The sequence below is a fragment of the Streptomyces sp. VTCC 41912 genome (assembly GCF_045799175.1).
GTDB lineage: Bacteria > Actinomycetota > Actinomycetes > Streptomycetales > Streptomycetaceae > Streptomyces > Streptomyces albulus_C.
Genome location: NZ_JBJMAB010000036.1, coordinates 73,160 through 98,317 on the forward strand (window position 1 = coordinate 73,160; position 25,158 = coordinate 98,317).

Annotated in this window: 23 protein-coding genes; 4 read left to right on the forward strand and 19 right to left on the reverse strand. The window is 73.5% G+C overall.

Going from position 1 to position 25,158, the window contains the following annotated elements; genetic code table 11:
- Positions 1-121: 121 nt before the first annotated feature.
- The 13 genes from ACJ6WD_RS33275 to ACJ6WD_RS33335 all read right to left on the reverse strand — a co-directional run bounded on the left by ACJ6WD_RS33275 (position 122) and on the right by ACJ6WD_RS33335 (position 13,832).
- Positions 122-778 (reverse strand): response regulator transcription factor, encoded by a 657-nt coding sequence (locus ACJ6WD_RS33275; RefSeq protein WP_020929250.1) that lies wholly within the window; start codon positions 776-778, stop codon positions 122-124.
- A complete protein-coding gene (locus ACJ6WD_RS33280; protein WP_233660413.1) occupies positions 775-2,127 on the reverse strand; it encodes a sensor histidine kinase in 1,353 nt (450 codons plus the stop codon). Before ACJ6WD_RS33280 ends, ACJ6WD_RS33275 begins: the two co-directional genes overlap by 4 nt.
- 133 nt (positions 2,128-2,260) lie before the next feature.
- A complete protein-coding gene (locus ACJ6WD_RS33285; protein ID WP_233660340.1) occupies positions 2,261-3,013 on the reverse strand; it encodes a S9 family peptidase in 753 nt (250 codons plus the stop codon).
- The gene (gene kynU, locus ACJ6WD_RS33290) at positions 3,010-4,341 is read right to left on the reverse strand and encodes a kynureninase (protein WP_331248393.1); all 1,332 of its coding nucleotides are present in this window, start codon (positions 4,339-4,341) and stop codon (positions 3,010-3,012) included. Before kynU ends, ACJ6WD_RS33285 begins: the two co-directional genes overlap by 4 nt.
- A complete protein-coding gene (locus ACJ6WD_RS33295) occupies positions 4,334-5,224 on the reverse strand; it encodes a tryptophan 2,3-dioxygenase family protein (protein WP_233660338.1) in 891 nt (296 codons plus the stop codon). Before ACJ6WD_RS33295 ends, kynU begins: the two co-directional genes overlap by 8 nt.
- 168 nt (positions 5,225-5,392) lie before the next feature.
- The gene (locus ACJ6WD_RS33300; RefSeq protein WP_016578474.1) at positions 5,393-5,806 is read right to left on the reverse strand and encodes a DUF3151 domain-containing protein; all 414 of its coding nucleotides are present in this window, start codon (positions 5,804-5,806) and stop codon (positions 5,393-5,395) included.
- Between the two features lie 142 nt (positions 5,807-5,948).
- On the reverse strand, positions 5,949-7,481 hold the full coding sequence (locus tag ACJ6WD_RS33305; RefSeq protein ID WP_376556240.1) for an MFS transporter: 1,533 nt from the start codon (positions 7,479-7,481) through the stop codon (positions 5,949-5,951).
- A 120-nt stretch (positions 7,482-7,601) separates the two neighbouring features.
- On the reverse strand, positions 7,602-8,624 hold the full coding sequence (fbaA, locus tag ACJ6WD_RS33310) for a class II fructose-bisphosphate aldolase (protein ID WP_016575386.1): 1,023 nt from the start codon (positions 8,622-8,624) through the stop codon (positions 7,602-7,604).
- Positions 8,625-8,875: 251 nt separating this feature from the next.
- Positions 8,876-9,418 carry an orotate phosphoribosyltransferase gene (pyrE, locus tag ACJ6WD_RS33315; RefSeq protein WP_233660336.1) on the reverse strand — a complete coding sequence of 181 codons (543 nt, stop codon included), beginning with the start codon at positions 9,416-9,418 and terminating at the stop codon, positions 8,876-8,878.
- A gap of 43 nt (positions 9,419-9,461) precedes the next feature.
- Positions 9,462-10,307, reverse strand: coding sequence for an aldose 1-epimerase (locus ACJ6WD_RS33320; RefSeq protein ID WP_331248395.1), 846 nt, complete (start codon positions 10,305-10,307; stop codon positions 9,462-9,464).
- 103 nt (positions 10,308-10,410) lie between these two features.
- On the reverse strand, positions 10,411-11,352 hold the full coding sequence (locus ACJ6WD_RS33325) for a carbon monoxide dehydrogenase subunit G (RefSeq protein WP_407617124.1): 942 nt from the start codon (positions 11,350-11,352) through the stop codon (positions 10,411-10,413).
- Between the two features lie 106 nt (positions 11,353-11,458).
- Entirely contained in the window at positions 11,459-13,180 is a 1,722-nt protein-coding gene (locus tag ACJ6WD_RS33330; RefSeq protein WP_233660333.1) for a polyamine aminopropyltransferase, read from the reverse strand.
- Between the two features lie 133 nt (positions 13,181-13,313).
- The gene (locus tag ACJ6WD_RS33335; protein WP_016578355.1) at positions 13,314-13,832 is read right to left on the reverse strand and encodes a DUF2617 family protein; all 519 of its coding nucleotides are present in this window, start codon (positions 13,830-13,832) and stop codon (positions 13,314-13,316) included.
- 983 nt (positions 13,833-14,815) lie between these two features.
- Between ACJ6WD_RS33335 and ACJ6WD_RS33340 the strand changes: the two genes are divergently transcribed.
- Both ACJ6WD_RS33340 and ACJ6WD_RS33345 read left to right on the forward strand, forming a co-directional pair.
- Positions 14,816-15,994 (forward strand): pyridoxal phosphate-dependent aminotransferase, encoded by a 1,179-nt coding sequence (locus tag ACJ6WD_RS33340; protein WP_233660332.1) that lies wholly within the window; start codon positions 14,816-14,818, stop codon positions 15,992-15,994.
- 159 nt (positions 15,995-16,153) lie between these two features.
- Complete coding sequence (locus ACJ6WD_RS33345; protein ID WP_407617125.1) at positions 16,154-17,398, forward strand: hypothetical protein; 1,245 nt, start codon at positions 16,154-16,156, stop codon at positions 17,396-17,398.
- Positions 17,399-17,497: 99 nt separating this feature from the next.
- Here ACJ6WD_RS33345 and ACJ6WD_RS33350 read toward each other — a convergent pair whose 3' ends face one another.
- Positions 17,498-18,034 carry a YbjN domain-containing protein gene (locus ACJ6WD_RS33350; RefSeq protein WP_016579202.1) on the reverse strand — a complete coding sequence of 179 codons (537 nt, stop codon included), beginning with the start codon at positions 18,032-18,034 and terminating at the stop codon, positions 17,498-17,500.
- 126 nt (positions 18,035-18,160) lie between these two features.
- Positions 18,161-20,812: an ATP-dependent chaperone ClpB gene (gene clpB / locus ACJ6WD_RS33355; protein ID WP_331248400.1), complete on the reverse strand. Its 2,652-nt coding sequence runs from the start codon at positions 20,810-20,812 to the stop codon at positions 18,161-18,163.
- 185 nt (positions 20,813-20,997) lie between these two features.
- Here clpB and ACJ6WD_RS33360 point away from each other — a divergent pair, with 185 nt between their 5' ends.
- Positions 20,998-21,372, forward strand: a complete 375-nt coding sequence (locus ACJ6WD_RS33360) for a hypothetical protein (RefSeq protein WP_407617126.1) — start codon at positions 20,998-21,000, stop codon at positions 21,370-21,372.
- Positions 21,373-21,785: 413 nt separating this feature from the next.
- The gene (locus ACJ6WD_RS33365) at positions 21,786-22,190 is read left to right on the forward strand and encodes a hypothetical protein (RefSeq protein WP_016571993.1); all 405 of its coding nucleotides are present in this window, start codon (positions 21,786-21,788) and stop codon (positions 22,188-22,190) included.
- 106 nt (positions 22,191-22,296) lie between these two features.
- Here ACJ6WD_RS33365 and ACJ6WD_RS33370 read toward each other — a convergent pair whose 3' ends face one another.
- The 4 genes from ACJ6WD_RS33370 to ACJ6WD_RS33385 all read right to left on the reverse strand — a co-directional run.
- The gene (locus ACJ6WD_RS33370; RefSeq protein WP_016571992.1) at positions 22,297-22,752 is read right to left on the reverse strand and encodes a heat shock protein transcriptional repressor HspR; all 456 of its coding nucleotides are present in this window, start codon (positions 22,750-22,752) and stop codon (positions 22,297-22,299) included.
- A gap of 1 nt (position 22,753) precedes the next feature.
- Positions 22,754-23,932, reverse strand: a complete 1,179-nt coding sequence (gene dnaJ, locus ACJ6WD_RS33375) for a molecular chaperone DnaJ (protein WP_233660329.1) — start codon at positions 23,930-23,932, stop codon at positions 22,754-22,756.
- 45 nt (positions 23,933-23,977) lie between these two features.
- The gene (gene grpE / locus ACJ6WD_RS33380; protein WP_016571990.1) at positions 23,978-24,673 is read right to left on the reverse strand and encodes a nucleotide exchange factor GrpE; all 696 of its coding nucleotides are present in this window, start codon (positions 24,671-24,673) and stop codon (positions 23,978-23,980) included.
- Positions 24,670-25,158 (reverse strand): Hsp70 family protein (locus ACJ6WD_RS33385; protein ID WP_407617127.1); only part of this gene is annotated, 489 nt, incomplete at its 5' end. The genes ACJ6WD_RS33385 and grpE, both read right to left, overlap by 4 nt.

The window sequence follows — 25,158 nt, forward strand, 5'->3', positions numbered from 1 at the left end:
GCTCCGGCGGCGGGTACTCCGGTCGGCGCGGACGCCGGTGGACGCGGACTCCGGCCCGCGCCGTCCACAGGGTGTGGACAGCGCGGGCGGGGCTCACCCCGCGTCCCGCGTCCCGCCTCCGTCAGCCGCCGGGCGTCACCAGGCGCGCCTCGTAGGCGAAGACCGCCGCCTGGGTGCGGTCGCGCAGCCCCAGCTTCACCAGGATCCGGCTGACGTGCGTCTTCACCGTCGACTCGGCGACGACGAGATGGGCGGCGATCTCGCCGTTGGACAGGCCCTGGGCGACCAGCACCAGGACCTCGGTCTCCCGTTCCGTCAGGTCGCCGATCCGCTCCTGGGCCGGGGCGCGCGGCGAGCCCAGCCGGGAGAACTCGTTGATCAGGCGCTTGGTGACGGTGGGGGCGAGCAGCGCCTCGCCGGCGGCGACGATCCGCACGCCCTCGGCGAGCTGGCCGGCCGAGGCGTCCTTGAGCAGGAAGCCGCTGGCCCCGGACCGCAGCGCCTGGTAGACGTACTCGTCCAGGTCGAAGGTGGTCAGCACCAGCACCTTGGCGTCCGCGTCGGCGGCGACGATCTCGCGGGTCGCCTCCAGGCCGTTCATCTCCGGCATCCGGATGTCCATCAGGACCACGTCCGGCTTCAGGAGCGCGACCTTCTGCACCGCCTGCCGGCCGTCGACGGCCTCGCCGATCACCTCGATGTCCGGCATGGCGTTGAGCAGTACGGAGAAGCCCTCGCGGACCATCACCTGGTCGTCGACGATCAGTACCCGGATCATGCTGCGCTCCCGCCCGGCGCGGTGTCCCCCGCCGTGTTCAGCACCGGGAGGAAGGCCGCGACCTCGAAGCCCCCGTCCTCGGTGCGGTCGGCCGTCATCTCACCACCGAGCATCTGCACCCGCTCCCGCATGCCGAGCAGCCCGTGGCCGGCGCCCGGCGACGGCTTGGCGAGCCGGCTCGCCGGACCGTTGACGATCCGCAGCCCGATCCCGCCGAGCACGTAGGAGACCTCCACCCGCGCGTCCGCGCCCGGCGAGTGCCGCAGCGCGTTGCTCAGCGCCTCCTGCACGATCCGGTACGCCGACAGCCCCACGCCCTGCGGCAGCGGCCGCACGGACCCGGTGGTCACCGCCTCCACGGTCAGCCCCGCGCCCCGGACGCTGTCCAGCAGCCCGTCGAGGCTGGCCAGGGTCGGCTGCGGGGCCTCCGGGTCGCGTTCGGCGAACGCGTCCGGGTCCTCGGAGCGGACCACGCCGAGGATCCGGCGGAGTTCGGTGAGCGCGGCGACCGCGTTCTCCCGGATGGTGGCGAAGGACTTGGCGAGCTCCGGCGGCGGGTCGGTGACCCGGTACGGCGCCGCCTCCGCCTGGATGGCGATCACCGACATGTGGTGCGCCACCACGTCGTGCAGTTCCCGGGCGATCAGTGCGCGCTCCTCCAGCAGGGTGCGGCGGGAACGCTCCTCGGCGGTGACGCTCTGGGTGACCACGACCTGCCGGCGCTCCTCGCGCCAGGCCCGGACCGCGGCGGCGGAGACCAGCACCACCCCGGAGAAGAACGCCACCGGCGGCATCTGCCCCAGCTCGCCGCGGCCGGCGAGCACCGAGACCACCGACCCCACGGCCATGGTGACCACCCACGTCTCGACCGCCAACCGCGGCCGGGTGCGCAGCACCACCAGCGTCATCACCGCGAGGTGGACGGCGAAGGCGGCCTCCCCCCAGACGTTGATGTACGGCGACAGGAAGCGGGAGCCGAGCCCGCCCACGACGAACGCCAGCAGCGACAGCCAGAAGGCCCCCACCGGCCGGGAGAGCGTCAGCACCGGCGGCACCGCGACCAACAGCGCCAGCACGATGTCGAGCATCTCGCGCGCCGGGCTGGCGCCGTAGCCGGAGGTCGCGGACCCCATGAAGACGAAGGCCGCGAAGAGTCCCACGGCGCAGTGCGGGAGCCAGCGGGCCAACCGCCGGGCCCGGCCGGGCAGCCACGGCAGCCACCGGGCGACCTTGGCGTCGTCCAAGGGGGGCAGCGGGCGGAAGGCGAAGGCACCGACGAACAGGTCACGGCGCAGGGTGTGCAGCAAGCCGTGGACTATTCGCGCCTCCGAGCGCGGGTGGCCCGGCATCTGGGTCGTCTCGTTCACGCACACCACGGTAAGCAGCGAACCCCCCTCGGGGCGTCCCCACCGAAGCGGATCTGCCACCGTCCGTCTCAAGTACTACGCGACGCGCGGGCGCGGCGCCCTGCTACCGCGCGGCTCACCCGCCGCGCACCAGCCCCAGCAGGATGCCGAAGGCCACGGTGCCGGGCGTCAGCGCGGCGTAGTGGCCGGTGCCGGGCAGCTCGCGCAGCGCGGTGGCCGCCGGGTGGGCGGCGGCGTAGCGGCGCGAGAGCTCCGGCGGGACGTCCTGGTCGTCGGTGCCGTGCAGCAGCGTGACCGGGACGCCGGCGGGCGGGTGGCCGAGCGGATCGGCGGCCGCCAGCCGGTCGGCGAAACCGGGCCCGGCACCGAGGAGTTCGGCGACCGCGCCGCCACTGAGGCCCAGCGCATGGGCGCGCGCCAGGTCGGCGACGGGGGCCACCGCGACGACCCGGGTCACCGGCGTACCGCTGCGGGCCGCGGCGAGCAGCGCCAGGTGGCCGCCGGCGGAGTGCCCGACGAGCACCACCTCGCGGGGCCGGCCCGCGGGGTCCGCCGCGCCGGCCGCCGCCTCGATGGCCGCCGGGACGTCCAGGAACGTCTCCGGCACACCGCCGCCCGCACCGACCCGGCGGTACTCGACGAGCGCGACCGGCAGTCCCCGCCGGGCCAGCTCCGCCGCGCACGGCGAGAGGTGGCGCCGGTCGTAGGCGGCCCGCCAGAACCCGCCGTGCAGGAGGACGACGAGGGGCCCGGCCCCCGCCCCGTACAGGTCCACGACCTGGTCGGGGTGCGGGCCGTAGGCGAGCGTGCGGTCCGGCGCCACCGGGGCGAGCCCCAGCAGCGCCGCCTCCTCGTCCGCCGCGCTCACCCGGCGGCACCGCCGACCGCCGGCGCCGGCGCCGGTCCCGCCCCGGCCGGGTCGCGCAGCACCTCGCCGAGCACCCACGCCGCCCGCTCCGCGTCCGCGAAGGTGGTGTAGAGCGGCGTGAAGCCGAAGCGCAGCACGTCCGGGGGGCGGAAGTCGCCGACCACACCGCGCCGGATCAGCTCCGCCATGACCCGGCCGGCCACGGGCGTCCCGCCCTCCTCGGCCGGCGCGGACGGGTCGGGGGAGCACGCCAACGACACCTGGCTGCCGCGCCGCCGGTGCTCGGCCGGGGTGACCGAACGGACCCGCCCGGCCGGTGCGTACGCCGCGACGCACTCCAGGAAGAAGTCGCTCAGCGCCAGGCTCTTGGCCCGCACGTCCTCGATGGCGACGCCCTCCCACACCTCCAGCGCCGCCTCCAGCGCCAGCAGCGAGAGGATGTCGGGGGTGCCCACGCGGCCGCGCAGGATGCCGTCGGCGGGGGTGTAGCCGGGATCCATGCCGAACGGGTCGGCGTGCGAGTTCCAGCCGGGCAGCGGCGACTCGAACCGCTCCTGGAGGCCCGTGCGGAGGTAGAGGTACGCGGGCGAACCCGGGCCGCCGTTGAGGTACTTGTAGGTGCAGCCCACCGCGAGGTCCACCCCGCAGGCATCCAGCGCCACCGGCAGCGCCCCGGCGCTGTGGCACAGGTCCCAGACCGCCAGCGCGCCCGCGCTGTGCAGCGCGGAGGTGATCGCGGCCATGTCGTTGAGCTCGCCGGTGCGGTAGTCGACGTGGTTGACCAGCGCCAACGCGGTCCGCTCGGTGACCTCGTCGGCGATCCGCGCGGGCTCGACCGGCCGGACCGCCAGGCCCGCCATCCGGGCCGCGGACCGGGCGACGTAGCCGTCGGTGGGGAAGGTCGTGGCATCGACCAGGATCTCCGTACAGCCCTTACCGGCCATCCGGATGCCGCCGGTCACCGCCTTGAAGACGTTGACGCTGGTGGAGTCGCCGACCACCACCTGGCCGGGGGCCGCCCCGATGAGCGGGGCGATCTTCTCGCCGATCCGCTCGGGCGCGGTCCACCAACCGGCTTCGGTCCAGGACCGGATGCGCAGCTCGCCCCACTCGTGGTTGATCACCTCGGCGATCCGCCCGGGCACCGACCGGGGCAGCGCGCCCAGCGAATTGCCGTCGAGGTAGACGGTGTCGTCGTCGAGGACGAACCGGTCGCGGGTGGCGGCCAGGGGCCCGCCGGCGTCCAACTCCGCGGCGCGGGCCGCCTGCGTGCGGGCCACGGCAGCGGCGGGACCGGGGCTCGTCGGGGTCTCGGGGCTCTCAGACATGGCTACGCGCCGTCCACAACTCGGGGAAGACGTTCTTGCGGGCCCGCTTCTCCAACCAGGCGACGCCCGCGGATCCGCCGGTGCCCATCTTCGCGCCCATGGCCCGCCGGGTCGCGACCAGATGGTCGTTGCGCCAGCGCCAGACCAACTCCGCGACGTCCGTCAACAGCTCGCCGAGCCGCACGAGTTCGGAGTCCTGCGGGCCGGCGAAGACCGCGGCCCAGACCTCCTCGACAGCCGGATCTGCCTCGTGGCGCCGGGTCGGATCGCGCCGCAGGACGTCCTGCGGGACCGGGTGGCCGCGGCGGGCCAACAACCGCAGCACCTCGTCGTACAGGCTCGGTTCGTGCAGCGCCTTCTCCAGCGCGGCATGGTCCTGGGGGGAGCCGCGGTGCGGCACCAGCATCGACGCCGACTTCTCGCCGAGCAGGAACTCCATCCGCCGGTACATCGCGGACTGGAAGCCGCTGCCCTCACCGAGCGCGTCGCGGTAGGCGTTGAACTGTGCGGGCGTCAGCCGGGCGAGCGGCTTCCACGCGGCGTTCAGCGCCTCCAGCTCCCACGTGGAACGGCGCAACGCGTCCATCGCCACCGGCACGTCGTCGCGGCGCAGCGCCTCGGCGGCGGTCTGCCACTCGTGGACGAGGACGGTGAACCACAGCTCCATCACCTGGGTGGTGACCAGGAAGACCATCTCGCCCGGGTCGTCGGAGTGGAGCTGCTGGAGATGGGTGAGGACGCTCGCGCGGACGTAGTCCTCGTACGGGGTGGGGGCGCCGGCGCCGATGCTCAGGTCGGGGCCGAAGGGCGGGTCCGCCTCACTGACCGCGGCGTCCGGCGCCGGAGCGCGATCCGCGGGATGGGTGGGAGACGGTTGCGACATGAGGGACTCCTCAGGTGCGAACTACCGGGTAGCGGTCCGCTCCTTCCTCGTCGGCTCGGGAGCCCCGGTCCCCTCGGGCGCGGGATGACCCGGCCCACTGAAATCATCGGTGCTGCACCACCACCGCGCAAGGGCCGGCCGCGATCTTGCGGCCGGCCCCGCGGCGACTCAGCCGAGCGTGTCGGCCGCGGTCGGCGAGGAGTCGCGCAGGAAGGTCGAGCACCGCTCGTACTCCTCCTGCTCGCCGATGGTCTGGGCGGCGCGGGCGAGGGCGTGCAGCGCGCGCAGGAAGCCGCGGTTGGGCTCGTGCTCGAACGGCACCGGGCCGTGGCCCTTCCAACCGGCCCGGCGCAGCGCGTCCAGGCCGCGGTGGTACCCGGTGCGGGCGTAGGCGTAGGACTCCACGACCCGGCCGGCCTCGAAGGCGTCGTCGGCCAGCTGCGCCCAGGCCAGGGAGGAGGCCGGGTACTTCGCGGCGACGTCGGCCGGCGCGGTGCCCGAGGCCAGCAGCGCGCGAGGCTCCGGGTCGTCGGGCAGATGGGTCGGGGGCGGTCCCCCGAGGAGGTTCTCGTGAATGGGCATGGTCCCAGTCTGCCTGGTCGCTGCGCTGGGGCGCCTTCCCACGTTGTCGGCTTTCCCGCCGTGGGGATTTTTGCCGCTGCGCGGGGCTGGTGGGTGGAGGAAGGGAAGCGGGGGTGAGGTACGGGGTCAGAGGTGCGGCTCTCTACGGGGGCGGGTGTTCGGGGTGGTCCTCGCCGGGGTCCAGGGGTGGGGCGGTCACGCCGCAGTGGTAGGTGCACTCGGCGTGGCAGGGTTCGGCGCTCTCGGGGGCGGTGGGGCGCAGGACGTCGCCGCGGACGGTCAGCCAGGCGATCAGGGCGCCGAGCAGCAGGACCGCGGCGCACAGGGGCATGGCGCGGCGGAAGGCCGCGGCGAACGCGGGGGCCGAGCGGTACGCCTCCGGGCCCATCCCTGCCAGGAGCGGCAGGGCGGCCACCGCCACCAGGCCGGCGGCCCGCGCCGCGGCGTTGTTGATGCCGCTGGCCAGGCCGGCCCGGTCGACGTCCACCGACGCCAGCACGGTGGCGGTGAGCGGGGCGACCAGGGTCACCATGCCGGCGCCCAGCACCACCAGCGCCGGCAGCACGTCGACGACGTAGGACGCGCCGGGGCCCACCCGGGTCATCAGCAGCATCCCGAGCGCGCAGAGCACCGGGCCGACGGTGAGCGGGATGCGCGGGCCGATCCGCTGGCCCAGCTCGCCGGAACGGGCCGACAGCAGCAGCATCAGCACGGTCGTGGGCAGCAGCGCGGTGCCCGCCTGGAGCGCCGAGTAGCCGGCGACCACCTGGAGCTGGAGCACGGCGAGGAAGAAGAACCCGCCGAACGCGGCGTAGACGCACACCGTCACCGCGTTCACGGCGCTGAACTGGCGGTTCGCGAAGATCTTCGGCGGCAGCATCGGATCGGGCCGCCGCCGTTCGACCCGGAGGAAGACCGCGCCGAGCAGCACCCCGGCCACCGCGGGCACGATCACGCCGGGCGCGGCACCCCGCCCCGGCGCCTCGATCAGCGCGTAGGTGACCCCGGCCAGCGCCAGCGCGCCCAGGACGGCACCGGCCACGTCGAAGCCCTGCGCCTCGCCCGCCCCGCGCTCCCGGCTCTCGGGGACGTGCCGCAGCGCGATCGGCACGCAGGCCACCGCCACCGGCACGTTCAGGAAGAACACCCAGCGCCAGCCCGCGCCGTCCACCAGCCACCCGCCGACGAACGGGCCGATCGCCGCCGCCACCCCGCCCAGACCCGACCAGGCGCCGACCGCCCGGGCCCGGTCGTCGGGATGGAAGACCGCCTGGATCAGGGCGAGGGAGCCGGGGGTGAGCAGCGCCCCGCCGACGCCCTGGAGCGCCCGGGCGGTGATCAGCACCGTGGGTCCCGGTGCCAGCCCGCACAGCAGTGAGGCCGCCGCGAACCAGACCACGCCGATGACGAAGATCCGGCGCCGGCCGTACCGGTCGCCGAGCGAGCCGCCCAGCAGGATCAGGGCGGAGAGGGTGAGCATGTAGGCGGTCACGGTCCACTGGAGCACCGCCAGGTCCGCGTCGAGGTCCGCGCCGATCCTGGGCAGCGCCACGTTGACGACCGTGCTGTCGAGCATCGCCATGCCGGAGCCGAGGACGGTGGTCGTCAGCACCCAGCGGCCCTGCGCCGAGGCCAGCCGCACCCCGCCCGGCTCGTTCCCCGCCGGTACGTCCATACCGTGAGCATGCCCCGTTCCGCGGCCGCCCGCCCCTGCGCCGGCTTCCGCCCCGGGACGGCGAAGGGCCCCGCAACCGGTACGGCTGCGGGGCCCTTCACACCGCTGGGCGGCTGGTGCCTACTTCAGCTTGGTGCCCGTGGAGCGCAGGTTGGCGCACGCCTCGGTGACCCGCTTGGCCATGCCGGCCTCGGCCAGCTTGCCCCAGCTGCGCGGGTCGTAGGTCTTCTTGTCGCCGACCTCGCCGTCGACCTTCAGCACGCCGTCGTAGTTGCGGAACATGTGGTCCGCGACCGGGCGGGTGAAGGCGTACTGGGTGTCGGTGTCGAGGTTCATCTTGACCACGCCGTTCTCCAGCGCGGTGGCGATCTCCTCCTCGGTGGAGCCGGAGCCGCCGTGGAAGACGAAGTCGAACGGGGCGGTCTTGCCGTACTTGGCGCCGACGCCCTGCTGGAGGTCCTTCAGCAGCTCGGGACGGAGCACGACGTTGCCCGGCTTGTAGACGCCGTGGACGTTGCCGAACGAGGCGGCGAGGAGGTAGCGGCCCTTCTCGCCCAGACCCAGCGCCTCGGCGGTGCGCAGCGCGTCCTCGACCGTGGTGTAGAGCTCGTCGTTGATCTCGTGGGTGACGCCGTCCTCCTCGCCGCCGGTCGGGGTGATCTCGACCTCAAGAATGATCTTGGCGGCGGCGGCGCGGGGCAGCAGCTCCTGCGCGAGGGCCAGGTTGTCGGCGAGGGTCTCGGCGGAGCCGTCCCACATGTGCGACTGGAAGAGCGGGTTGCGGCCGGCCTTGACGCGCTCCTCGGAGATCGCGATCAGCGGGCGGACGTAGCCGTCCAGCTTGTCCTTGGGGCAGTGGTCGGTGTGCAGCGCGATGTTGACGTCGTACTTCTCGGCGACCACGTGCGCGAACTCGGCGAGCGCCACCGCACCGGTGACCATGTCCTTGTTGTACTGGCCGCCCAGGAACTCCGCACCACCGGTGGAGATCTGGATGATGCCGTCGCTCTCAGCCTCGGCGAAACCGCGCAGCGCCGCGTGCAGCGTCTGCGTGGAGGTCACGTTGATGGCCGGGTAGGCGAACTTGCCTGCCTTCGCCCGGTCCAGCATCTCGTTGTAGACCTCAGGGGTTGCGATGGGCATCTGTCCGCTCCTTGTGTGTGCGGGGTGTGCGTTCTTGGCCCTGACCAGGGGGCGAGGACTTCGCCGTGGCACATCTTCCCAGACTCACTGGATTGCTCCACATCGCCCGGATGGCGGCCATCGGCGGCCAGGACGCCGTTTCACGTGAAACCGGGCCCGGTGTTTCCGGGGAGAACCTGCCCAAGGTTTCCCGTGAAACACCGCGCCCGGGACAACGACGCAGGTCAGCCACAAACGACCCGATCGGGTCGTCAGCTCAGGCCGAGGTCGTCGAGCTGGTAGCCGGTCAGGTACGGAAGGCCCGCACCGGCGATGGCCGAAGCCGCACCCCGGTCCACGATCGTCGCAACCGCAACCACCTCGGCGCCGGCCTCCCGCGCCGCCTCGACGGCGGTCAGCGGCGAGCCACCCGTGGTGGAGGTGTCCTCGACGATCAGGACGCGGCGGCCCGTGACGTCCGGGCCCTCGATCCGGCGCTGCATGCCGTGGGCCTTCTGCGCCTTGCGGACGACGAAGGCGTCCAGCCTGCGGCCGCGGGCGGCGGCGGCGTGCAGCATCGACGTGGCCACCGGGTCGGCGCCGAGCGTCAGCCCGCCGACCGCGTCGAAGTCCAGGTCCGCGGTGAGGTCGAGCATCAGCTGACCGACCAGCGGCGCCGCCTGGCTGTCGAGGGTGATCCGGCGCAGGTCGATGTAGTAGTCGGCTTCCTTGCCGGAGGAGAGCGTCACCTTGCCGTGCACCACGGCCTTGTCCTTGATCTGCTGCAGCAGCTCGCCGCGCACGTCGTCAGTCATGCGCACGAGCTTAGGACAGGGCCCCGGGCCCGGCGTCCGCCGGCTACAGGGCGCGCCAGCTCCAGGTCGTCGAGACCTCCAGCGGGTCGATCGGGGTGACCAGGCGGGGGGCGGTGTTCAGACCGTTCGGCGGGCCGGACTGCGGCTCGACGCAGACCGCCTCCTCCTGCTCGTCGTAGACCACGACCCATTCCGCGCGGCTGGAGACCGTCAGCTTCAGCCGTCCCGGCCAGGTCAGCGTGACGTCGACGCCGCTCGGCATCCCGAAGCAGTCGTCCCACGGCCCGGGCTGCGGGGTGATCCGGCGGCCGGTCGGGAGGTGGTCCGGTCCCCGCTCCTCCTGCCACTCGGGGGCGAAGTCGATCCGGACGTCCTCGCCCGCGCCGAGGTTCCGCAGGAACCACGGGTGCCAGCCGGCCTGCGCCGGGAAGGAGTCGCCGGCCGCCTCGACGCCCATGGTGAGCGTGAGCGAACCGCCGTCCTCGGCCAGTTCGACGAGTTGGGTGACGGTCCCCGGGTAGGGCCAGGGGGCCGCGGGGTCGGTCAGCTCGTAGGTGAAGGCGGCCGCGGCGTCACTGGTCCGCGCGGTGCGCCAGTGAAGGTTGCGACCGGTGCCGTGGATGGCGTGCGGGGGCGAGTTGACCGGCATCTGGTGGACTTCGCCGCCGTTGCGGAACCGTCCCTGGTCGACCCGGCCGCACCACGGAACCATCGGGAAACAGCCGTACTTGGCGCCCTGCCGCAACAGTTCCGTGCCGCCGACCCGCAGGCTGCCCAGCCGACAGCCGTTCTCCGGGTGCACGGTCAGTTCGGTGTCCCCGGCGGACAGCCGTACGCCGTCCGCGCCGCGCTCCCGCGCCGCGCTCTGCGTGGTGTTCTCGGTGCTCACGGAAGCGACCCTAACGGTGCGACCGGCCGCACGCCGGGACCCGGGCGGGCGCGGACCCGCGCCCGCGGCCTCGACGCCCCGGAAGGGCCCCCGGGCCGCCCGGTCACCGGCGCCGCCGCAACACCCGTCCGACCACCACCGCCGAGGCCAGCACCACCGCCGCGGCGGGCGCCGCCCAGCGCAGCGGCACCGAGCTCCCGCCGGTCTCCGGCGCGGGCACCGGCGCGTACCGGCCGCGCGGCGGGGCGTGGTCGACCTCCTCCGCGCTGCGGCCGATCATCGTCCGGCGGGCGTGCGCGGCCTCCACGGGCGCGACGTCGAACTCCGCCTCGTCATCGTCGGCATCGGCGTCGGCGTCGGCGTCGGCGTCGGTGCCGAAGGAGGCCACCTCGGGGACGTCGTCCGCCACCGCGTCGACCGGCTCGTCGGGATCCGCCACCACGCTGACGTCGTCCTCCGCAGCACCCGACGGATCGAGCGACGGCGGCGGGACCTCGGTGTCGAAGACGCTCTGCGGCACCGCTGCGGGGCCCTCTCCTTCCGGGCCGCCGTCCACCGGCCGGTCGGTGAGGTCCGACGCGAGGTTCTCCGCGAAGCGGTCCAGCAGCCGGCGGCCGGCGGTCGCCGCGCTCTGCTCGTCGGCGGCGGCCAGCCGGCCCGCGCTGCGCACCGCACCGGCGCACACCAACGTCGTCCCCGGGCCCGGCTCCGACGCGGGGGCGAACCGGACCGTCAGCGTCAGCGCCACGGTCCCGTCCCCCCGGGTCTCGGTGCCGCTCGCCTCGACGGTCACCGGGGCGACCGCGTCCGGGGCCGCCGGGGCGGCGTCCCCGGGGCCGTCGGCCGGGTCGCCGCTGACCGTCAGCGCACCGCGGTAGGTGATGGTGGAGCTCCCGACGCGCAAGCGCAGCCGCCCCTCGGGACGGTGGGGGGCCGCATCGGCGTCGAGTTGGACTCCAGGGACGCAGCGCGCCACGCGCTCCGGTTCGGTGAGCGCCTGCCGCACGGTCCGGACGGGAAACGGAACGTACACCTCATGCTCCATGGCATGGGAGCCTACCCAGCACCCGCGGCACCCGTGCCCGCTGCGGCGCGACTTTTCACCGGTGGCCGCGGACCGGCCCCGCCCCGCCGGCGCGGCGCCCGCCCGTTCACTGCAAGTACCGGGGGTGCATGAGCGTCGAGGGCGGCCCGGGCCGGTGCGGCTCCGGCAGCCGTCCGGCCCGCAGCGCGCTCAGCGGGACGAGGGTGGACGGGGCGTCCGGGGCCACGGCGAGGCGCGGCGGGCGCCGGGCGGCCAGCACGAAGCCCCAGTACCCCGCGCCGTCCGACGGCAGCGCGGCCGACCCGCCCGGCCCGTCCGGCCGGGGGGCCGGCGCGATCGCGCGGTCCGGTCCGCCGGAGAAGTCCGGCCGCCGGCCGGGGACGCGGTACGGCAGGGTGCCCAGGCCCACCGAACGCAACGTCGCCCACACCGTCCAGAACGTCGACGCGCGGGCGCGCGGCGGCCCGGCGTGCACCACCAGCCGCCCGCCGTCGGCCAGCATCCGCACGGTCAGGCCGTAGAACTCCTGGGAGTACAGCTTGGTGCTGGCGGTGATCCCGGGGTCGGGCAGGTCGGAGACGATCACGTCGTAGGGCGCCGGCCGCCGCCCGCCCGAACGGCCCTGCCGGCGCAGCCAGTCGAAGGCGTCCCCGGTGACCGCCCGCACCCGGGGATCGGCGAACGCGTGCCGGTTGAGGGCGGACAGTCCCGGGTCGGTGCGCGCCAACCGCACCACCTCGGGGTCGATCTCGACGACCGTCACCGACCGGACCGTGCGGTAGCGCAGCAGCTCGCGCACGGCCAGGCCGTCACCGCCGCCGAGCACCAGGACCCGGGCGTGCGGACCGCCCGCCATCGCGGGCCCCACCAGCGCCTGGTGGTAGACCCGTTCGTTCTCCGAGCTGACCTTCAGCCGCCCGTCGAGGAAGAGCTCCAGGGGTCTGCCGGAACCTTTCCTCCCGCGTCCCGAGCCGGCTCCGACGCCGTGCGGACCGCCCGTGCCGCCGGTCAGCACCACCTCCTGGACACCGGTCTGCTCGGCGACCCGGGCCTGGGCCCCGTACACCGCCCGGCGAGCCGCCTGCTCGAACGGTCCGGCCAGCGCCATCCCCGCCAGCAGCAGCGCCAGCACCAGGACGTTGAGGCCGACCAGCGCCCAGCGGGCACGGGTGGTCAGGTCGCGGCCGAAGAGCCACAGCACCAGCGCCGCCCCGGCGAGGAGGTTGACCGCGCCGGTGACCAGCGCCCCGGTCAACTGGCCCAGGCAGGGCAGCAGCAGGAAGGGGAAGGCCAGCCCGCCGACCAGCGCGCCGACGTAGTCCGCGGCGAACAGGTCGGCCACCGCCCCGCCCGCGTCCTGCCGGCGCACCCGCTGGATCAGCGTCATCAGCAGCGGTATTTCGGCGCCGATCAGCACGCCGATGCCCAGCGAGAAGGCGACGAGCGCGATACGGGACTGGCCGAACCACGCGAAGCAGGCGTAGAGCGCCATCGCGGAGCCGCCGCCGACCAGCGCCAGCACCGCCTCGACCACGCCGAACCCGACCGCGGCCCGGCAGCGCAGCCGTTTGGCCAGCAGCGCTCCGACGCCCATCGCGAAGACCATGAAGGACAGCACGACCGACGCCTGGGTGACCGAGTCGCCGATCAAGTAGCTCGCCAGGGCGACCAGTTCGAGCTCGTAGACCAGTCCGCAGGCCGCGCAGACGAAGACCGCGGCGAGCACCAGCAGCCGGCCGAGCCCGGACGGCACCGGCAGTCGCGCCGGCGTCAGGGCCTCCGGCGGCCTGAGCGCGCCGGCGACGAGGGGCTCTGGCGGGTCGATCACGACATGAACGCTACGTGACGATTTCGTAGCGCTATGTCACCCACACGAGTGCAGTGTGCGTGCTGCGCACACCAGTTGAGGGAGGGACGGAGGCGGCGCCGCTCACCCCCTCCGCACAGCGGGGCCGGCACCGTCAGACGGCGACGGCCGCCCGCACCCCGACCCGCGTACGGGTGGCCACCAGCCGCCCTTCCTGCGGGTACGCGTGCCAGGTGCGCCACCACACCTGCCCCTGCTGCCGCTGCGCCAACATCGCGGTGAAGGCGTGCGGCGAGCCGGGGAAGGTGCCGGCGAGGCCGTGCGGGTGCTCGGCCACCAGGGCCAACAACTCCTGCGCCCGACCGGCGAACGAGCCGCGGGAGAGCGTCTCGACGTGTGCGGCGAACTCGTACTCCCAGTCGCCCAGGCGCTTGGCCACACCGAGCGGCAGCGGCGTGCTGCTGCCCGGCATACAGGCGACGGTCTCGGAACAATTGCCGTGCTCCTCTTCGAGCAGCACCTGGTGCGACGCTCCCAGCAGCCTCAACTGCACGTGTGCGTCATCGAGTTGGAGGTCCAGTACGGCCAGCGCCGGCAGGGGTTCCCTGCCCAGGGCCCAGGCCAGGTCGGATGCGCGGGTATCGGTGTACGCCGTTTTCAAGGTGGTGAGCATGGGTCGGCTCCGCAAGCACGCAGTGGATGGTGGGCCGGCCCGCCCGAGATGGGGATCAGGGGTCAATGACTGCCTGCCGGCTCGTGCCCACGCGGGGTCCGAGAACTGGGGGATTCTCAAGGAGAGGGAATCACGGATGATGTGGCGCCCACAGCGTTTTTACCCATCTTCGCCCTGGTTTCCATCCCCTAGAGGGCCATGCAGCTCACCTGTTCAACACCCCATCGCATCATGGGTGTTGGGCCATTTCTCGCCATGCTCCGGGCGCATATGCAAGGGCGCATGAGCTGGTCGCATGTGTGCCGGCGCAGGGGTGGCGAGGCCCCCGGCGCACGGGGCGGGCGGGCCCGGGAAGGGGTGCGCCCACGACCGCGGACGGGTACGTTCCGCAGTCGTGGGCACATGTGTGCGAGCCCTCGCGGGGCGCCTCAGCACCCCCAGGCGCATCTCTCAGGAACCACCGCCACAGCCGCCACCACCGCCACACGAAGAACCTCCGCCACAGGAATGGCCACCGTGATGGCCGCCCCCGCCGCACGAGGAGTGGTGGGAATGGTGGCCGCCGCCCGACGAGGAGCCGAGGTCGGCACCGCCGCCGGCCACCCACCAACTCCCCCCGCCGCCACTGGTGCTGCGGCGGGACGTCTTCTTGTAGCCGCCGTACCTGCCGGCCGGGCGGCTCGCCTTACGGGAGCCGCGGCGCATGGCCGCGGCCACGGCCATGGCCACCCCCCACACCGCACAGAGCACGACCACCACGAGCACCGCGGGTCCCCACCTCATCGCCTCACCCTCCTCTTTCGTTCCCCCGAAGCGAGGCCTCGCTCCGTCGGCGCCCCGTGCGCCGGCGCGGCGCCGTCCTGCGCCGCGCGGCCGCCCTGGCCGGCGGCCTCCATCATCCTTGGTACGGGGCTGATGCCCGGGCCCCCAGCGGCGCAAAGCACAGTTGAGGAACTCCAGAGGTTCGGCGGAGGATGGCGCGCATGGACCGACCGCTGCTCAACCGACGCCTCGCCGCATTCGGCACCACGATCTTCGCCGAGATGTCGGCACTCGCCCAACGCACCGGCTCCATCAACCTCGGCCAGGGCTTCCCCGACGCCGACGGACCGGAGGAAGTCCGGGAGGCCGCGGTGCGCGCCCTGCGCGACGGCCGCGGCAACCAGTACCCACCCGGCCCCGGCATCCCCGAGCTGCGCACCGCCGTCGCCGCCCACCAAGACCGCTTCTACGGCCACCTCGGGCTCTCCTACGACCCCGACACCGAGGTCCTGGTCACCGCCGGCGCCACCGAGGCGATCGCCGCGTCGCTGCTGGCCCTGCTCGAACCGGGCGACGAGGTCGTCGCGCTGGAGCCGTACTACGACTCGTACGCCGCCGGCATCGCCATGGCCGGCGGCCGCCGCGTCCCGGTGACCCTGCGCCCGTCCGCGGAGACCGGCGCCTACCACCTCGACCTCGACGAGTTCCGCGACGCCCTCACCGACAACACCCGCCTGATCCTCCTCAACACCCCGCACAACCCCACCGGCACCGTGCTGTCCCGCGACGAACTGGCCGCCATCGCCGCGCTGGCCGTCGAGCGCGACCTCCTGGTCGTCGCCGACGAGGTCTACGAACACCTGGTCTTCGAGGGCGAGCACCTGCCGATCGCCTCGTTCCCCGGCATGCGCGAGCGCACCGTCACCATCGGCTCGGCCGGCAAGACCTTCTCGTTCACCGGCTGGAAGGTCGGCTGGGTCACCGCCGCCCCGGAACTGATCAGTGCGGTCCGCTCCGCCAAGCAGTTCCTCACCTACGTCTCGGCGGGCCCCTTCCAGTACGCCGTGGCCGAGGCGCTGGCCCTGCCCGACGCCTACTTCACCGGGCTCCGCGACGACCTGCGCGCCAAGCGCGACATCCTCGCCACCGGCCTCGCCGACGCCGGCTTCGGAGTCTTCCGCCCGGCCGGCACCTACTTCATCACCACCGACATCCGCCCGCTCGGCGAGACGGACGGCTTCGCCTTCTGCCGCGCCCTGCCCGAGCGCGCCGGCGTCGTCGCCATCCCCAACGCCGTCTTCTACGACCACCAGGACCAGGGCGCGCCCTTCGTCCGGTTCGCCTTCTGCAAGGGCACCGCCGTCCTCCAGGAGGCGGCGGGACGGCTGAAGCGGCTGTAGGCGCACGCCCGTTCCGGCCCCGGGCCGCGCGCGACCGGGGCCCGGCCGCGCGGATCGGGCGCCGGCGGGCCGCCACCCGATCCGCCCACTCCGCTCGCGGCACCAGGCACCGGCGCCGAGAGTCGGTGGCGGGGCGAGCCGGGTGAGCGGAGGTGGCGGGTGGTCGCCGAGACCGTGGAGCGGGCCGGGGGCGTGGCGGCGGCGTCCGGCACCCCGTGGGGACGCGTCGGGGCCGCGGCGCGGCGGGCCCGGACGGCGCTGCTGTGGTTCGTCGGGATCCGGCTGGCCGGAGCGGCGTGCGTGGCGGCGTGGGCCTGGCGCACCGGGCGGCACCCGCGGTCCCTGCTGGGCGGGTCGTGGGACTCCCAGTGGTACCTGAGCATCGCGCGGCACGGCTACGGGATGGCCGCGCCGGACGGGCGCTGGCCCGATGTGCCGGGCGCCGACCTGGCGTTCTTCCCGCTGTTCCCGTGGCTGGTGCGGGGCGTCGGCGCGGTGCTCCCCGTGCACCCGCTGACCGCGGGACTCATCGTCGCCTGGGGCGCGGCGCTGCTGGCGGCCTGGGGGATCTTCGCGGTGGGGGAGCACCTGCACGGGCGGCGGGCCGGGACCCTGCTCGTCGTCCTGTGGGCGGTGCTGCCGCACGCGGTCGTCGAATCGCTGGCGTACACCGAAGCGCTGCTGACCGCGCTGTCCGCCTGGGCGCTGTACGCGGCGCTGAGCGGCCGTTTCCTGTGGGCCGGGGCGCTGGCCGCGCTGGCGGGGCTGGCCCGGCCCAGTGCGCTGGCGATCGTCGCGGCGGTGCAGGCGGCGGTGGCGGTGCGGGCGTGGCGGCAGTGGCGGCAGTGGCGGCGCGGGGCGCGGCGGTCGGCGCCCCGTGGACGCGCACCGGACGGGCACGTACCGGGCCGGCGGCTGTGCGCGGCCGCGCTGCTGGCACCGGTCGGATGGCTGGGGTACGTGCTGTGGGTCGGGCGGCGCACCGGCCGCGGCCCGCTCGGGTACTTCGCAGTGCAGGCGCGCTGGGGCTCGCGCTTCGACTTCGGGCGGGACGCGCTGCGGGCGGTCCGGCGGCTGGTGCTCCTCGGGGCCCCGCCGGCGTATCTCATGGCCCTCGCCGTGGTCGCGGTGGCGCTGCTGCTGTACGTGCTGCTGGCGGCGGACCGGCCGCCGGCCGCCGTGCTCGGGTACGTCACGGTGCTGCTCGTGCTGGCCCTGGGCGGCACCGGCTACTTCGCGTCGAAACCGCGCTTCCTGCTGCCGGCCTTCCCGCTGCTGCTGCCGGCGGCGCTGGCGCTGGCCCGGGCCCGCCGGCGCACCACCGCCGTGATCACCGGCGGGCTGGCCGCGCTCTCCCTCGGCTACGGGCCGTACCTGCTGACCCTCGCGGCGATGCCGTTGTGAGACGGCCGGGCCGTTGCCCCCGCGGGCGGACACGACACGGGCCCCGGACCGACGACAGGTCGGTTCCGGGGCCCGGGCAGCCGGCGCGCGGACGGGGCCTCAGGCCTCGTCGTCGCCCGGCTTCTCGTCGGAGTCGCCTTCGATCTCGGCCTCCAGACCGAGCTGCTCGACGATCCACTTGTCGAATTCGATCGAGGCACGCACCCAGCTGACCGTGCTCGACACGAAGTGTTCGAGCGCGACGCCGGTGCCGATCAGCATCGACGCCTCACCGATCAGACGGACGCTGCCGTCGTCGTGGGTGTGGGTGTACACCTTGGGCCAGAGCGTCCGACGGTTCCAGTCGTCGATCGCCTCCAGCAGCTTCAGCTTCTCGTCGATGCCGTGGACGCGGTCGTAGAACGTACGGACCGAGAAGATCTCCTGCTCCGCCTCTCCACGGAACATGAAGTACGTGCGGAACTGCTCCCACGGGGCGGCGAGGTCACCCTCCTCGTCGACGACGTACTTCAGCTCCATCTGCTCGAGGAGCTGCTTGACCAGGTCCTGGTCGGGGACGACGGGACCATCAGGCCCCGACGGCTGCGGTTCGGGCTGGCCCCCGAAATTCGGAATCGAGGACGGGTCGATGCTCACCGTGGAATTCCCTTCGTATGGTCCCTGCCATCCTCCCCCATACGCGCCCGGTCCTGGCAAGCCCGGGGCGTTCCGGCGCGTACGGGGGCGGCGGGCGGGCCCGCCGGGGGCGGCGGCGCCCGTCGCTCAGGCGGCGGGGCGCACCGCCTCGACCGACAGCCGCTCGCCGTCGTCGGCCACGTCCACCCGGACGGTGTCCCCGTCGAGCACGTCGCCGGCCAGGATGGCGCGCGCCAGCTGGTCGCCGATGGCCGTCTGGACCAGCCGGCGCAGCGGCCGGGCCCCGTAGGAGAGGTCCGGCGCCGGGGCGTCCGCGACCGGTTCCCGACCGAGCCAGGCCAGCCAGGCCAGCGCCCGGTCGGTGACGTCCAGGGTGAGCCGCCGGTCGGCCAGGCGGCGCTGGAGGTGGTCCAGCTGGATCCGGGCGATCTGCTCAAGCTGGTCCGTGCCGAGCGGGTGGAAGACGACCAGGTCGTCCAGGCGGTTGAGGAACTCGGGGCGGAAGGCGGACCGGACCGCCTCCAGCACCCTCTCCTTCTTCTGCTCCTCCTTCAGCAACGGGTCCATCAGGTAGGCGGAGCCGAGGTTGGAGGTGAGGATGAGGATGGTGTTGCGGAAGTCGACGGTGCGGCCCTGGCCGTCGGTGAGGCGCCCGTCGTCGAGCACCTGGAGCAGGATGTCGAAGACCTCGTGGTGCGCCTTCTCCACCTCGTCGAGCAGGACGACGCTGTACGGGCGGCGGCGGACCGCCTCGGTGAGCTGGCCGCCCTCCTCGTAGCCGACGTAGCCGGGGGGCGCGCCCACCAGCCGGGCCACGCTGTGCTTCTCGCCGTACTCCGACATGTCGATCCGGACCATCGCCCGCTCGTCGTCGAAGAGGAAGTCCGCCAGCGCCTTGGCCAGCTCGGTCTTGCCGACGCCGGTCGGACCGAGGAAGAGGAACGAGCCGGTGGGCCGGTCCGGGTCGGCGATCCCGGCGCGGGTGCGGCGCACCGCGTCGGAGACCGCGCGGACCGCCTCGCCCTGACCGATCAGCCGCTTGCCCAGCTCCTCCTCCATGCGCAGCAGCTTCTGGGTCTCGCCCTCCAGCAGGCGCCCGGCCGGAATGCCCGTCCAGGAGCCGACCACGTCCGCGATGTCGTCCGGGCCGACCTCCTCCTTGACCATCGGCTCCTTGGCGCCGCCGGCGTCCTTGGCCGCCGACTGCTCGGCCTCCGCCTGCGCCGCCTCGGCCAGCTCCCGCTCCAGGGACGGGATCTCCCCGTACAGCAGCTTGGAGGCGGTGTCGAAGTCGCCGTCGCGCTGGGCGCGTTCGGCCTGGCCGCGCAGGTCGTCGAGGCGCTCCTTCAGCTCGCCGACGCGGTTGAGGCCCTGCTTCTCCTTCTCCCAGCGGGCGGTCAGGCCGCGCAGCTCCTCCTCCTTGTCGGCGAGGTCCTTGCGCAGCTTCTCCAGCCGCGCCACGGAGCCGGCGTCGGTCTCGTTGCGCAGCGCCAGCTCCTCCATCTTCAGCCGGTCCACCGCGCGCTGGAGCTCGTCGATCTCGACCGGGGACGAGTCGATCTCCATCCGGAGCCGGGAGGCGGCCTCGTCGACCAGGTCGATGGCCTTGTCGGGCAGGAAGCGGGAGGTGATGTAGCGGTCGGAGAGGGTGGCCGCGGCGACCAGCGCGGAGTCGGCGATCTGGACCTTGTGGTGCGCCTCGTAGCGCCCCTTGAGGCCGCGCAGGATCGCCACCGTGTCCTCGACGGTCGGCTCGGCGACCAGGACCTGCTGGAAGCGCCGCTCCAGCGCCGGGTCCTTCTCGATCCGCTCGCGGTACTCGTCGAGGGTGGTCGCGCCGACCATCCGCAGCTCGCCGCGGGCCAGCATCGGCTTGAGCATGTTGCCCGCGTCCATGGCCGAGTCGCCGCCGGCGCCCGCGCCGACGACGGTGTGCAGCTCGTCGATGAACGTGATGATCTGCCCGTCACTGGACTTGATCTCGGCGAGGACGGTCTTGAGCCGCTCCTCGAACTCACCGCGGTACTTCGCGCCCGCGACCATCGCGCCCAGGTCCAGGGAGACCAGCCGCTTGTCGCGCAGCGACTCGGGGACGTCGCCCTTGACGATCCGCTGGGCCAACCCCTCGACCACCGCGGTCTTGCCGACGCCCGGCTCGCCGATCAGCACCGGGTTGTTCTTCGTCCGGCGGGAGAGCACCTGCACCACCCGGCGGATCTCCTGGTCCCGGCCGATGACCGGGTCGAGCTTGCCCTCCCGGGCCGCGGCGGTGAAGTCCGTGCCGAACTTCTCCAGCGCCTTGTACGTGCCCTCCGGGTCCGGGGTGGTCACCCGCTGCCCGCCGCGGCTGGCCTCGAAGGCGGCCAGCAGCTTCTTGGCGGTGGCGCCCTGCTGCTCCAGCAGCTCACCGGTGCGGCCGCCCTTCGCGGCGATGCCGATGAGCAGGTGCTCGGTGGAGATGTAGGCGTCGCCCAGTTCCTTGGCGCGCTGTGCGGCGTCGGCGATGACGGCGAGCAGCTCGCGGTCGGGCTGCGGCGGGGCCACGGTCGAACCCTGGATGCTCGGCAGCCCGGCGAGCTGGCGCTCGGCGCCGGACCGCAGCGGGGCGGCGTCCGCCTCGACGGCCGCCAGCAGGTCCATGACGTTCTCGTTGTCCTGCCCGGCGAGCAGCGCCAGCAGCAGGTGCGCGGACGTCATGTCCGCGTGCCCGCCGGCGATCGCCCGTTCGTTGGCGGCGCTCAGCGCCTCCCGGCTCTTGTTGGTCAGCTCGGCGTCCACGTCTGCCTGGTCCTCCTCGTGCGTTGCGGCGCTCCGCGCGCTTCCTATCCAATCCTGCCTTGGTCAACGTGCAATAAGTTGAGTCTACTCCACTCAAGGCTCACTCGTGCGAGCGAAACGTCAGCGAATATGCCTTCGGCATAGTCCGTACGGGCAACGCGCCTTCGACCACAAGGAGGCGCAGCATGACGGCTTCGGCACACGAGCCGACGGCCACGGACAAGGAAACCCTCCTGGACTTCTTCCTCGGTCCGGACACCCCCAGGGGTTCCGGGGTGACGTCGAGCAGGCCCCGCAATGACCGTGTCGCCGAGCGCCACGCCTACGCGCGGGGCGCCGTTCCGCTCCGTCTTCTCGTCGACCGCGCCAAGTCCACGGTCACGATCTTCAGCGAGCCGAAGGGCGACGACCACCTGACGACTACCTGGGGCACACCACCGTCCCCTTCGGCGAACCCCTCCCCCTCCCCGCCCCCTTCTCCTGCGACCTCGACACCGCCGCGTTCCCCTGACCGCGTCATGGTCGAGATCGGGGTGACCAGGGCCCTCGGCCGGGCCTGAGCGCCGGGCGCCCCCCACTCGGACAGGTCTGGACCTGGCCGAAACCACGCCCTCCGGAACCGCCCCTCCGCACCCACCTGGTACTCAAGAACGGCAGGAACCGAACACCTCCGCACATCAACGAGCGGCATCGGGCCCGTCCCGGGCGGAAAAACGGCAGCTGGAGGCCTCATGGCGTCGGCATCGGACAACACGACGACGACTCCGCGCCGCCCGCCGGGGAAACGGACGGTGCGCCCCCGCCCCACCGCCGAGAACTGCCCCCGGTGCGGCGGCCAGTTGGCCGTGAACCAGGACGGCTGGAAGATCTGCCACGCCTGCGGATACGCCTCGCCGCCCGGCGCAGCCCCTCCACCCCGGGCCCTCGGCGGGGGTATCGTCGCCCCCACAGTCGCCACGCCCCGGAGGGCACGATGAACTCGGTCCGAGTGACGGCGATCGCCTGCCTGATGCCGCTGTCCGAGCTGGACGAGGATCCGTTCCTGGTCGATGACCGCAGCCAGCACGCCATGTGCAAGCAGTGGGCGGCGGCCCGTGACTACCGTCTGACCTGCCAGCTCAGCCTGCACCAGCTGCGCGCCGACCACAGCGCGCTGTGGCACGACGTCGAAGAGGGCCTGGTCGACGTGTTCGTCACGCCCAACCGCCGGGCGCTGGAGTACGCCATCGACGGCGCCGACGAGTTCGGCGCGCGCTGCGCGGCGGCGGGCGTCCGCCTGGAGACCGCCGACCTGGACGAGCCGGTCTACACCCTCGCGATGAAGTCGCAGGTGCACCGCCGACTGTCGATGCCCACGGCCGGCTACAACGGCTGCTGACCGCCGGGACCGCACGGCCCGGCGCACCGGCGACCGTCGGCCCCGCGACGCACGAAGGGCCGGGGTGGACGCACCACCCCGGCCCTTCGCCGCATCCGCTACGGCGTCACTCCGACGGCCGCTTGGGCCGCCAGACCACCAACGCGCTGGTCTGCTGCACGTCCTGGTACGGCACCAGGTCGCGGCGGTAGGAGGCGTGCACCGCCGCCTCCCGCTGCTGCATCGCGCTGGCCGCGCCCTCCAGGGCGCCCTGCAGCTCGACGACCCGCTGTTGCAGGGCCGCGACCTGGTTCTCCAGCTCGATGATGCGCTTGATGCCGGCGAGGTTGATGCCCTCCTCCTGCGACAACTGCTGGACGGTGCGCAGCAGTTCGATGTCGCGGGCGGAGTAGCGCCGGCCCCGGCCGGCGGTGCGGTCGGGCGAGACCAGACCCAGGCGGTCGTACTGCCGCAGGGTCTGCGGGTGCAGGCCGGAGAGTTGGGCCGCGACGGAGATGACGTACACCGGCGATTCGTCGGTCAGTTCATAGGGGTTACGACGCTGCCCGCCCCGGCTGTCCATCTCATGCTCCCTTCGCGGCCTGGAACAGCTCCGCCCGCGGGTCCGGGCCCGCGGTCGCCTCGCGATAGGACTCCAGCGCTTCCTTCGCCTTGTCGCCGAGGTCCTTGGGAACGACCACCTCTATGGTGACCAGCAGGTCACCGCGGGTGCCGTCCTTGCGGGTCGCGCCCTTGCCGCGGGCCCGCATGGTGCGCCCGTTGGGAGTACCGGCCGGCAGCTTCAGCGTGACCGGCGGGCCGCCCAGCGTCGGCACCTTGATCTCGCCGCCGAGCGCGGCCTCCGGGAAGGTGACCGGCACCGTGACGGTGAGGTTGTCGTCCTTGCGGCCGAAGACCGGGTGGGCGTCGACGTGGACGACCACGTAGAGGTCACCGGCCGGGCCGCCGTGCTCGCCCGGGGCGCCCTTGCCGCGCAGCCGGATGCGCTGCCCGTCCGAGACGCCCGCGGGGATGCGGACCTGCATCGTGCGGGCGCTGGACGCGCGCCCGCTGCCCTTGCAGACCTCGCAGGGCTGCTGCGCGATCAGGCCGCGGCCCTTGCAGTCGGCGCACGGGTCGGTGAGCGAGAACCCACCGCCCCCGCCCCGGCTGACCTGGCCGGTTCCGACGCAGGTCGGGCAGACCCGGGGGGTGCCGTTCTTGTCGCCGGTGCCGGAACACGCCTTGCAGGGCGCCTGGCTGGACATCCGCAGCGGGACCGTGGCCCCGTCGACCGCCTCGGTGAAGCTGAGCGTCACCTCGGACTCGATGTCCTGGCCGCGGCGCGGCTGCGTACGGGTGGTGGTGGAGCCGCCGCGGTTGAACAGGCCGCCGAAGACGTCCCCGAGCCCGCCGCCGAAGCCGCCGGCCCCGGCGGTTCCGCCCGCGCCCCCGGCGCCTCCGAAGAGGTCGCCGAGGTCGAAGTTGAAGCTTCCGCCGCCGGGGCCGGCCCGGAAGCCGCCGTTGCCGAACAGCGCCCGGGCCTCGTCGTACTCCTTGCGGCGCTTGGCGTCGCCGAGCACGTCGTTGGCCTCGGAGATCTCCTTGAAGCGCTCCTCGGCCTTGGCGTCGCCCTTGTTGGCGTCCGGGTGGTTCTCGCGGGCGAGCTTGCGGTACGCCTTCTTGATCTCCGCCTCGGTGGCGTCCTTGGGGACGCCGAGGACCTTGTAGTAGTCCTTCTCAACGAAGTCCTTGGTGCTCATCCTCGACGTCCCTCCTTCCGGGCGGATCCCTGCTCAGCCCGTACGTCAGCCCTCGTCCGGGCCACCGTTTTCCTTGTCCGCAGCCTTGGCACCCTTGGCACCCTTGACTCCCTTGCCGCCCTTGGCGCCCTTGGCCTCCTCCTCCGAGGAGGACTTGGCGTTCTGCGCGCCCGGCTGCGGCTCGGCCACCGCGACCCGCGCGGGGCGGATCGTGCGCTCACCGATGCGATACCCGGGCTGCAGGATGGCGACGCATGTCGTCTCCGTGACGTCGGGCGCGTACGAGTGCATCAGGGCTTCGTGGATCGTCGGGTCGAAGGGCTCGCCCTCCTTGCCGAACTGCTGCAGACCGAGCTTGGCGACCACGGTCTCCAGCGACTCGGCGACCGACTTGAAGCCGCCGACCAGCTCGCTGTGGTCCCGGGCCCGACCGATGTCGTCGAGCACCGGCAGCACCTCGGACAGCAGGTTCGCCGCGGCGATCTCCTTGACCGTCACCCGGTCGCGCTCCACCCGGCGGCGGTAGTTCTGGTACTCCGCCTGGAGCCGCTGGAGGTCGGCGGTGCGCTCGTTGAGCGCGGTGCGCACCTGGTCCAACTGGGCCTGGAGCGCAACGTCCTGGACGTCCCCGGCCGGGGCCGAGCCCGCCTTGTCGGCGGACTCGGCCTGCGCCGCGTCTTCGGAAGCGGCATCGGAAGGGACGTCGGGCTTCTCGTCGAAGCCCGGGGTCTCCTCCGTCACGCCGCACCGTCCTTCTTCGGCTTCTCGTCGTCGACGATCTCGGCGTCGACGACGTCGTCCTCGGCCTTGGCCTGCTGGCCGCCGGCGGCACCCTCGGCACCGGCCGCGCCCTGGGCCGCCTGGGCGTCGGCGTACATGGCCTGGCCCAGCTTCTGGGAGACGGCCGCGACCTTCTCGGAGGCGGTCTTGATCTCGGCGGTGTCCTCGCCCTTGAGCTTCTCCTTCAGCTCGCCGACGGCGGACTCGACCTCGGTCTTGACCTCGGCGGGCACCTTGTCCTCGTTGTCCTTGAGGAACTTCTCGGTCTGGTAGACCAGCTGCTCGCCCTGGTTGCGGGTCTCGGCGGCCTCGCGGCGCTTGTGGTCCTCCTCCGCGTACCGCTCGGCCTCCTCACGCATCCGGTTGACCTCGTCCTTCGGCAGCGAGGAGCCGCCGGTGACGGTCATCTTCTGCTCCTTGCCCGTGCCCAGGTCCTTGGCGGTCAC

Bases quoted from the DNA above. Each gene is read 5' to 3' on its own strand.
- dnaJ (WP_233660329.1), bottom strand. From the start codon at position 23,932: ATGAGCACCAAGGACTTCGTTGAGAAGGACTACTACAAGGTCCTCGGC.
- kynU (WP_331248393.1), bottom strand. From the start codon at position 4,341: ATGTCTGAGAGCCCCGAGACCCCGACGAGCCCCGGTCCCGCCGCTGCC.
- ACJ6WD_RS33370 (WP_016571992.1), bottom strand. From the start codon at position 22,752: ATGGACAGCCGGGGCGGGCAGCGTCGTAACCCCTATGAACTGACCGAC.
- ACJ6WD_RS33275 (WP_020929250.1), bottom strand. From the start codon at position 778: ATGATCCGGGTACTGATCGTCGACGACCAGGTGATGGTCCGCGAGGGC.
- ACJ6WD_RS33295 (WP_233660338.1), bottom strand. From the start codon at position 5,224: ATGTCGCAACCGTCTCCCACCCATCCCGCGGATCGCGCTCCGGCGCCG.
- ACJ6WD_RS33280 (WP_233660413.1), bottom strand. From the start codon at position 2,127: ATGCCGGGCCACCCGCGCTCGGAGGCGCGAATAGTCCACGGCTTGCTG.
- ACJ6WD_RS33300 (WP_016578474.1), bottom strand. From the start codon at position 5,806: ATGCCCATTCACGAGAACCTCCTCGGGGGACCGCCCCCGACCCATCTG.
- ACJ6WD_RS33365 (WP_016571993.1), top strand. From the start codon at position 21,786: ATGAACTCGGTCCGAGTGACGGCGATCGCCTGCCTGATGCCGCTGTCC.
- ACJ6WD_RS33360 (WP_407617126.1), top strand. From the start codon at position 20,998: ATGACGGCTTCGGCACACGAGCCGACGGCCACGGACAAGGAAACCCTC.
- ACJ6WD_RS33325 (WP_407617124.1), bottom strand. From the start codon at position 11,352: ATGGAGCATGAGGTGTACGTTCCGTTTCCCGTCCGGACCGTGCGGCAG.
- ACJ6WD_RS33305 (WP_376556240.1), bottom strand. From the start codon at position 7,481: ATGGACGTACCGGCGGGGAACGAGCCGGGCGGGGTGCGGCTGGCCTCG.
- pyrE (WP_233660336.1), bottom strand. From the start codon at position 9,418: ATGACTGACGACGTGCGCGGCGAGCTGCTGCAGCAGATCAAGGACAAG.
- ACJ6WD_RS33335 (WP_016578355.1), bottom strand. From the start codon at position 13,832: ATGCTCACCACCTTGAAAACGGCGTACACCGATACCCGCGCATCCGAC.
- ACJ6WD_RS33340 (WP_233660332.1), top strand. From the start codon at position 14,816: ATGGACCGACCGCTGCTCAACCGACGCCTCGCCGCATTCGGCACCACG.
- fbaA (WP_016575386.1), bottom strand. From the start codon at position 8,624: ATGCCCATCGCAACCCCTGAGGTCTACAACGAGATGCTGGACCGGGCG.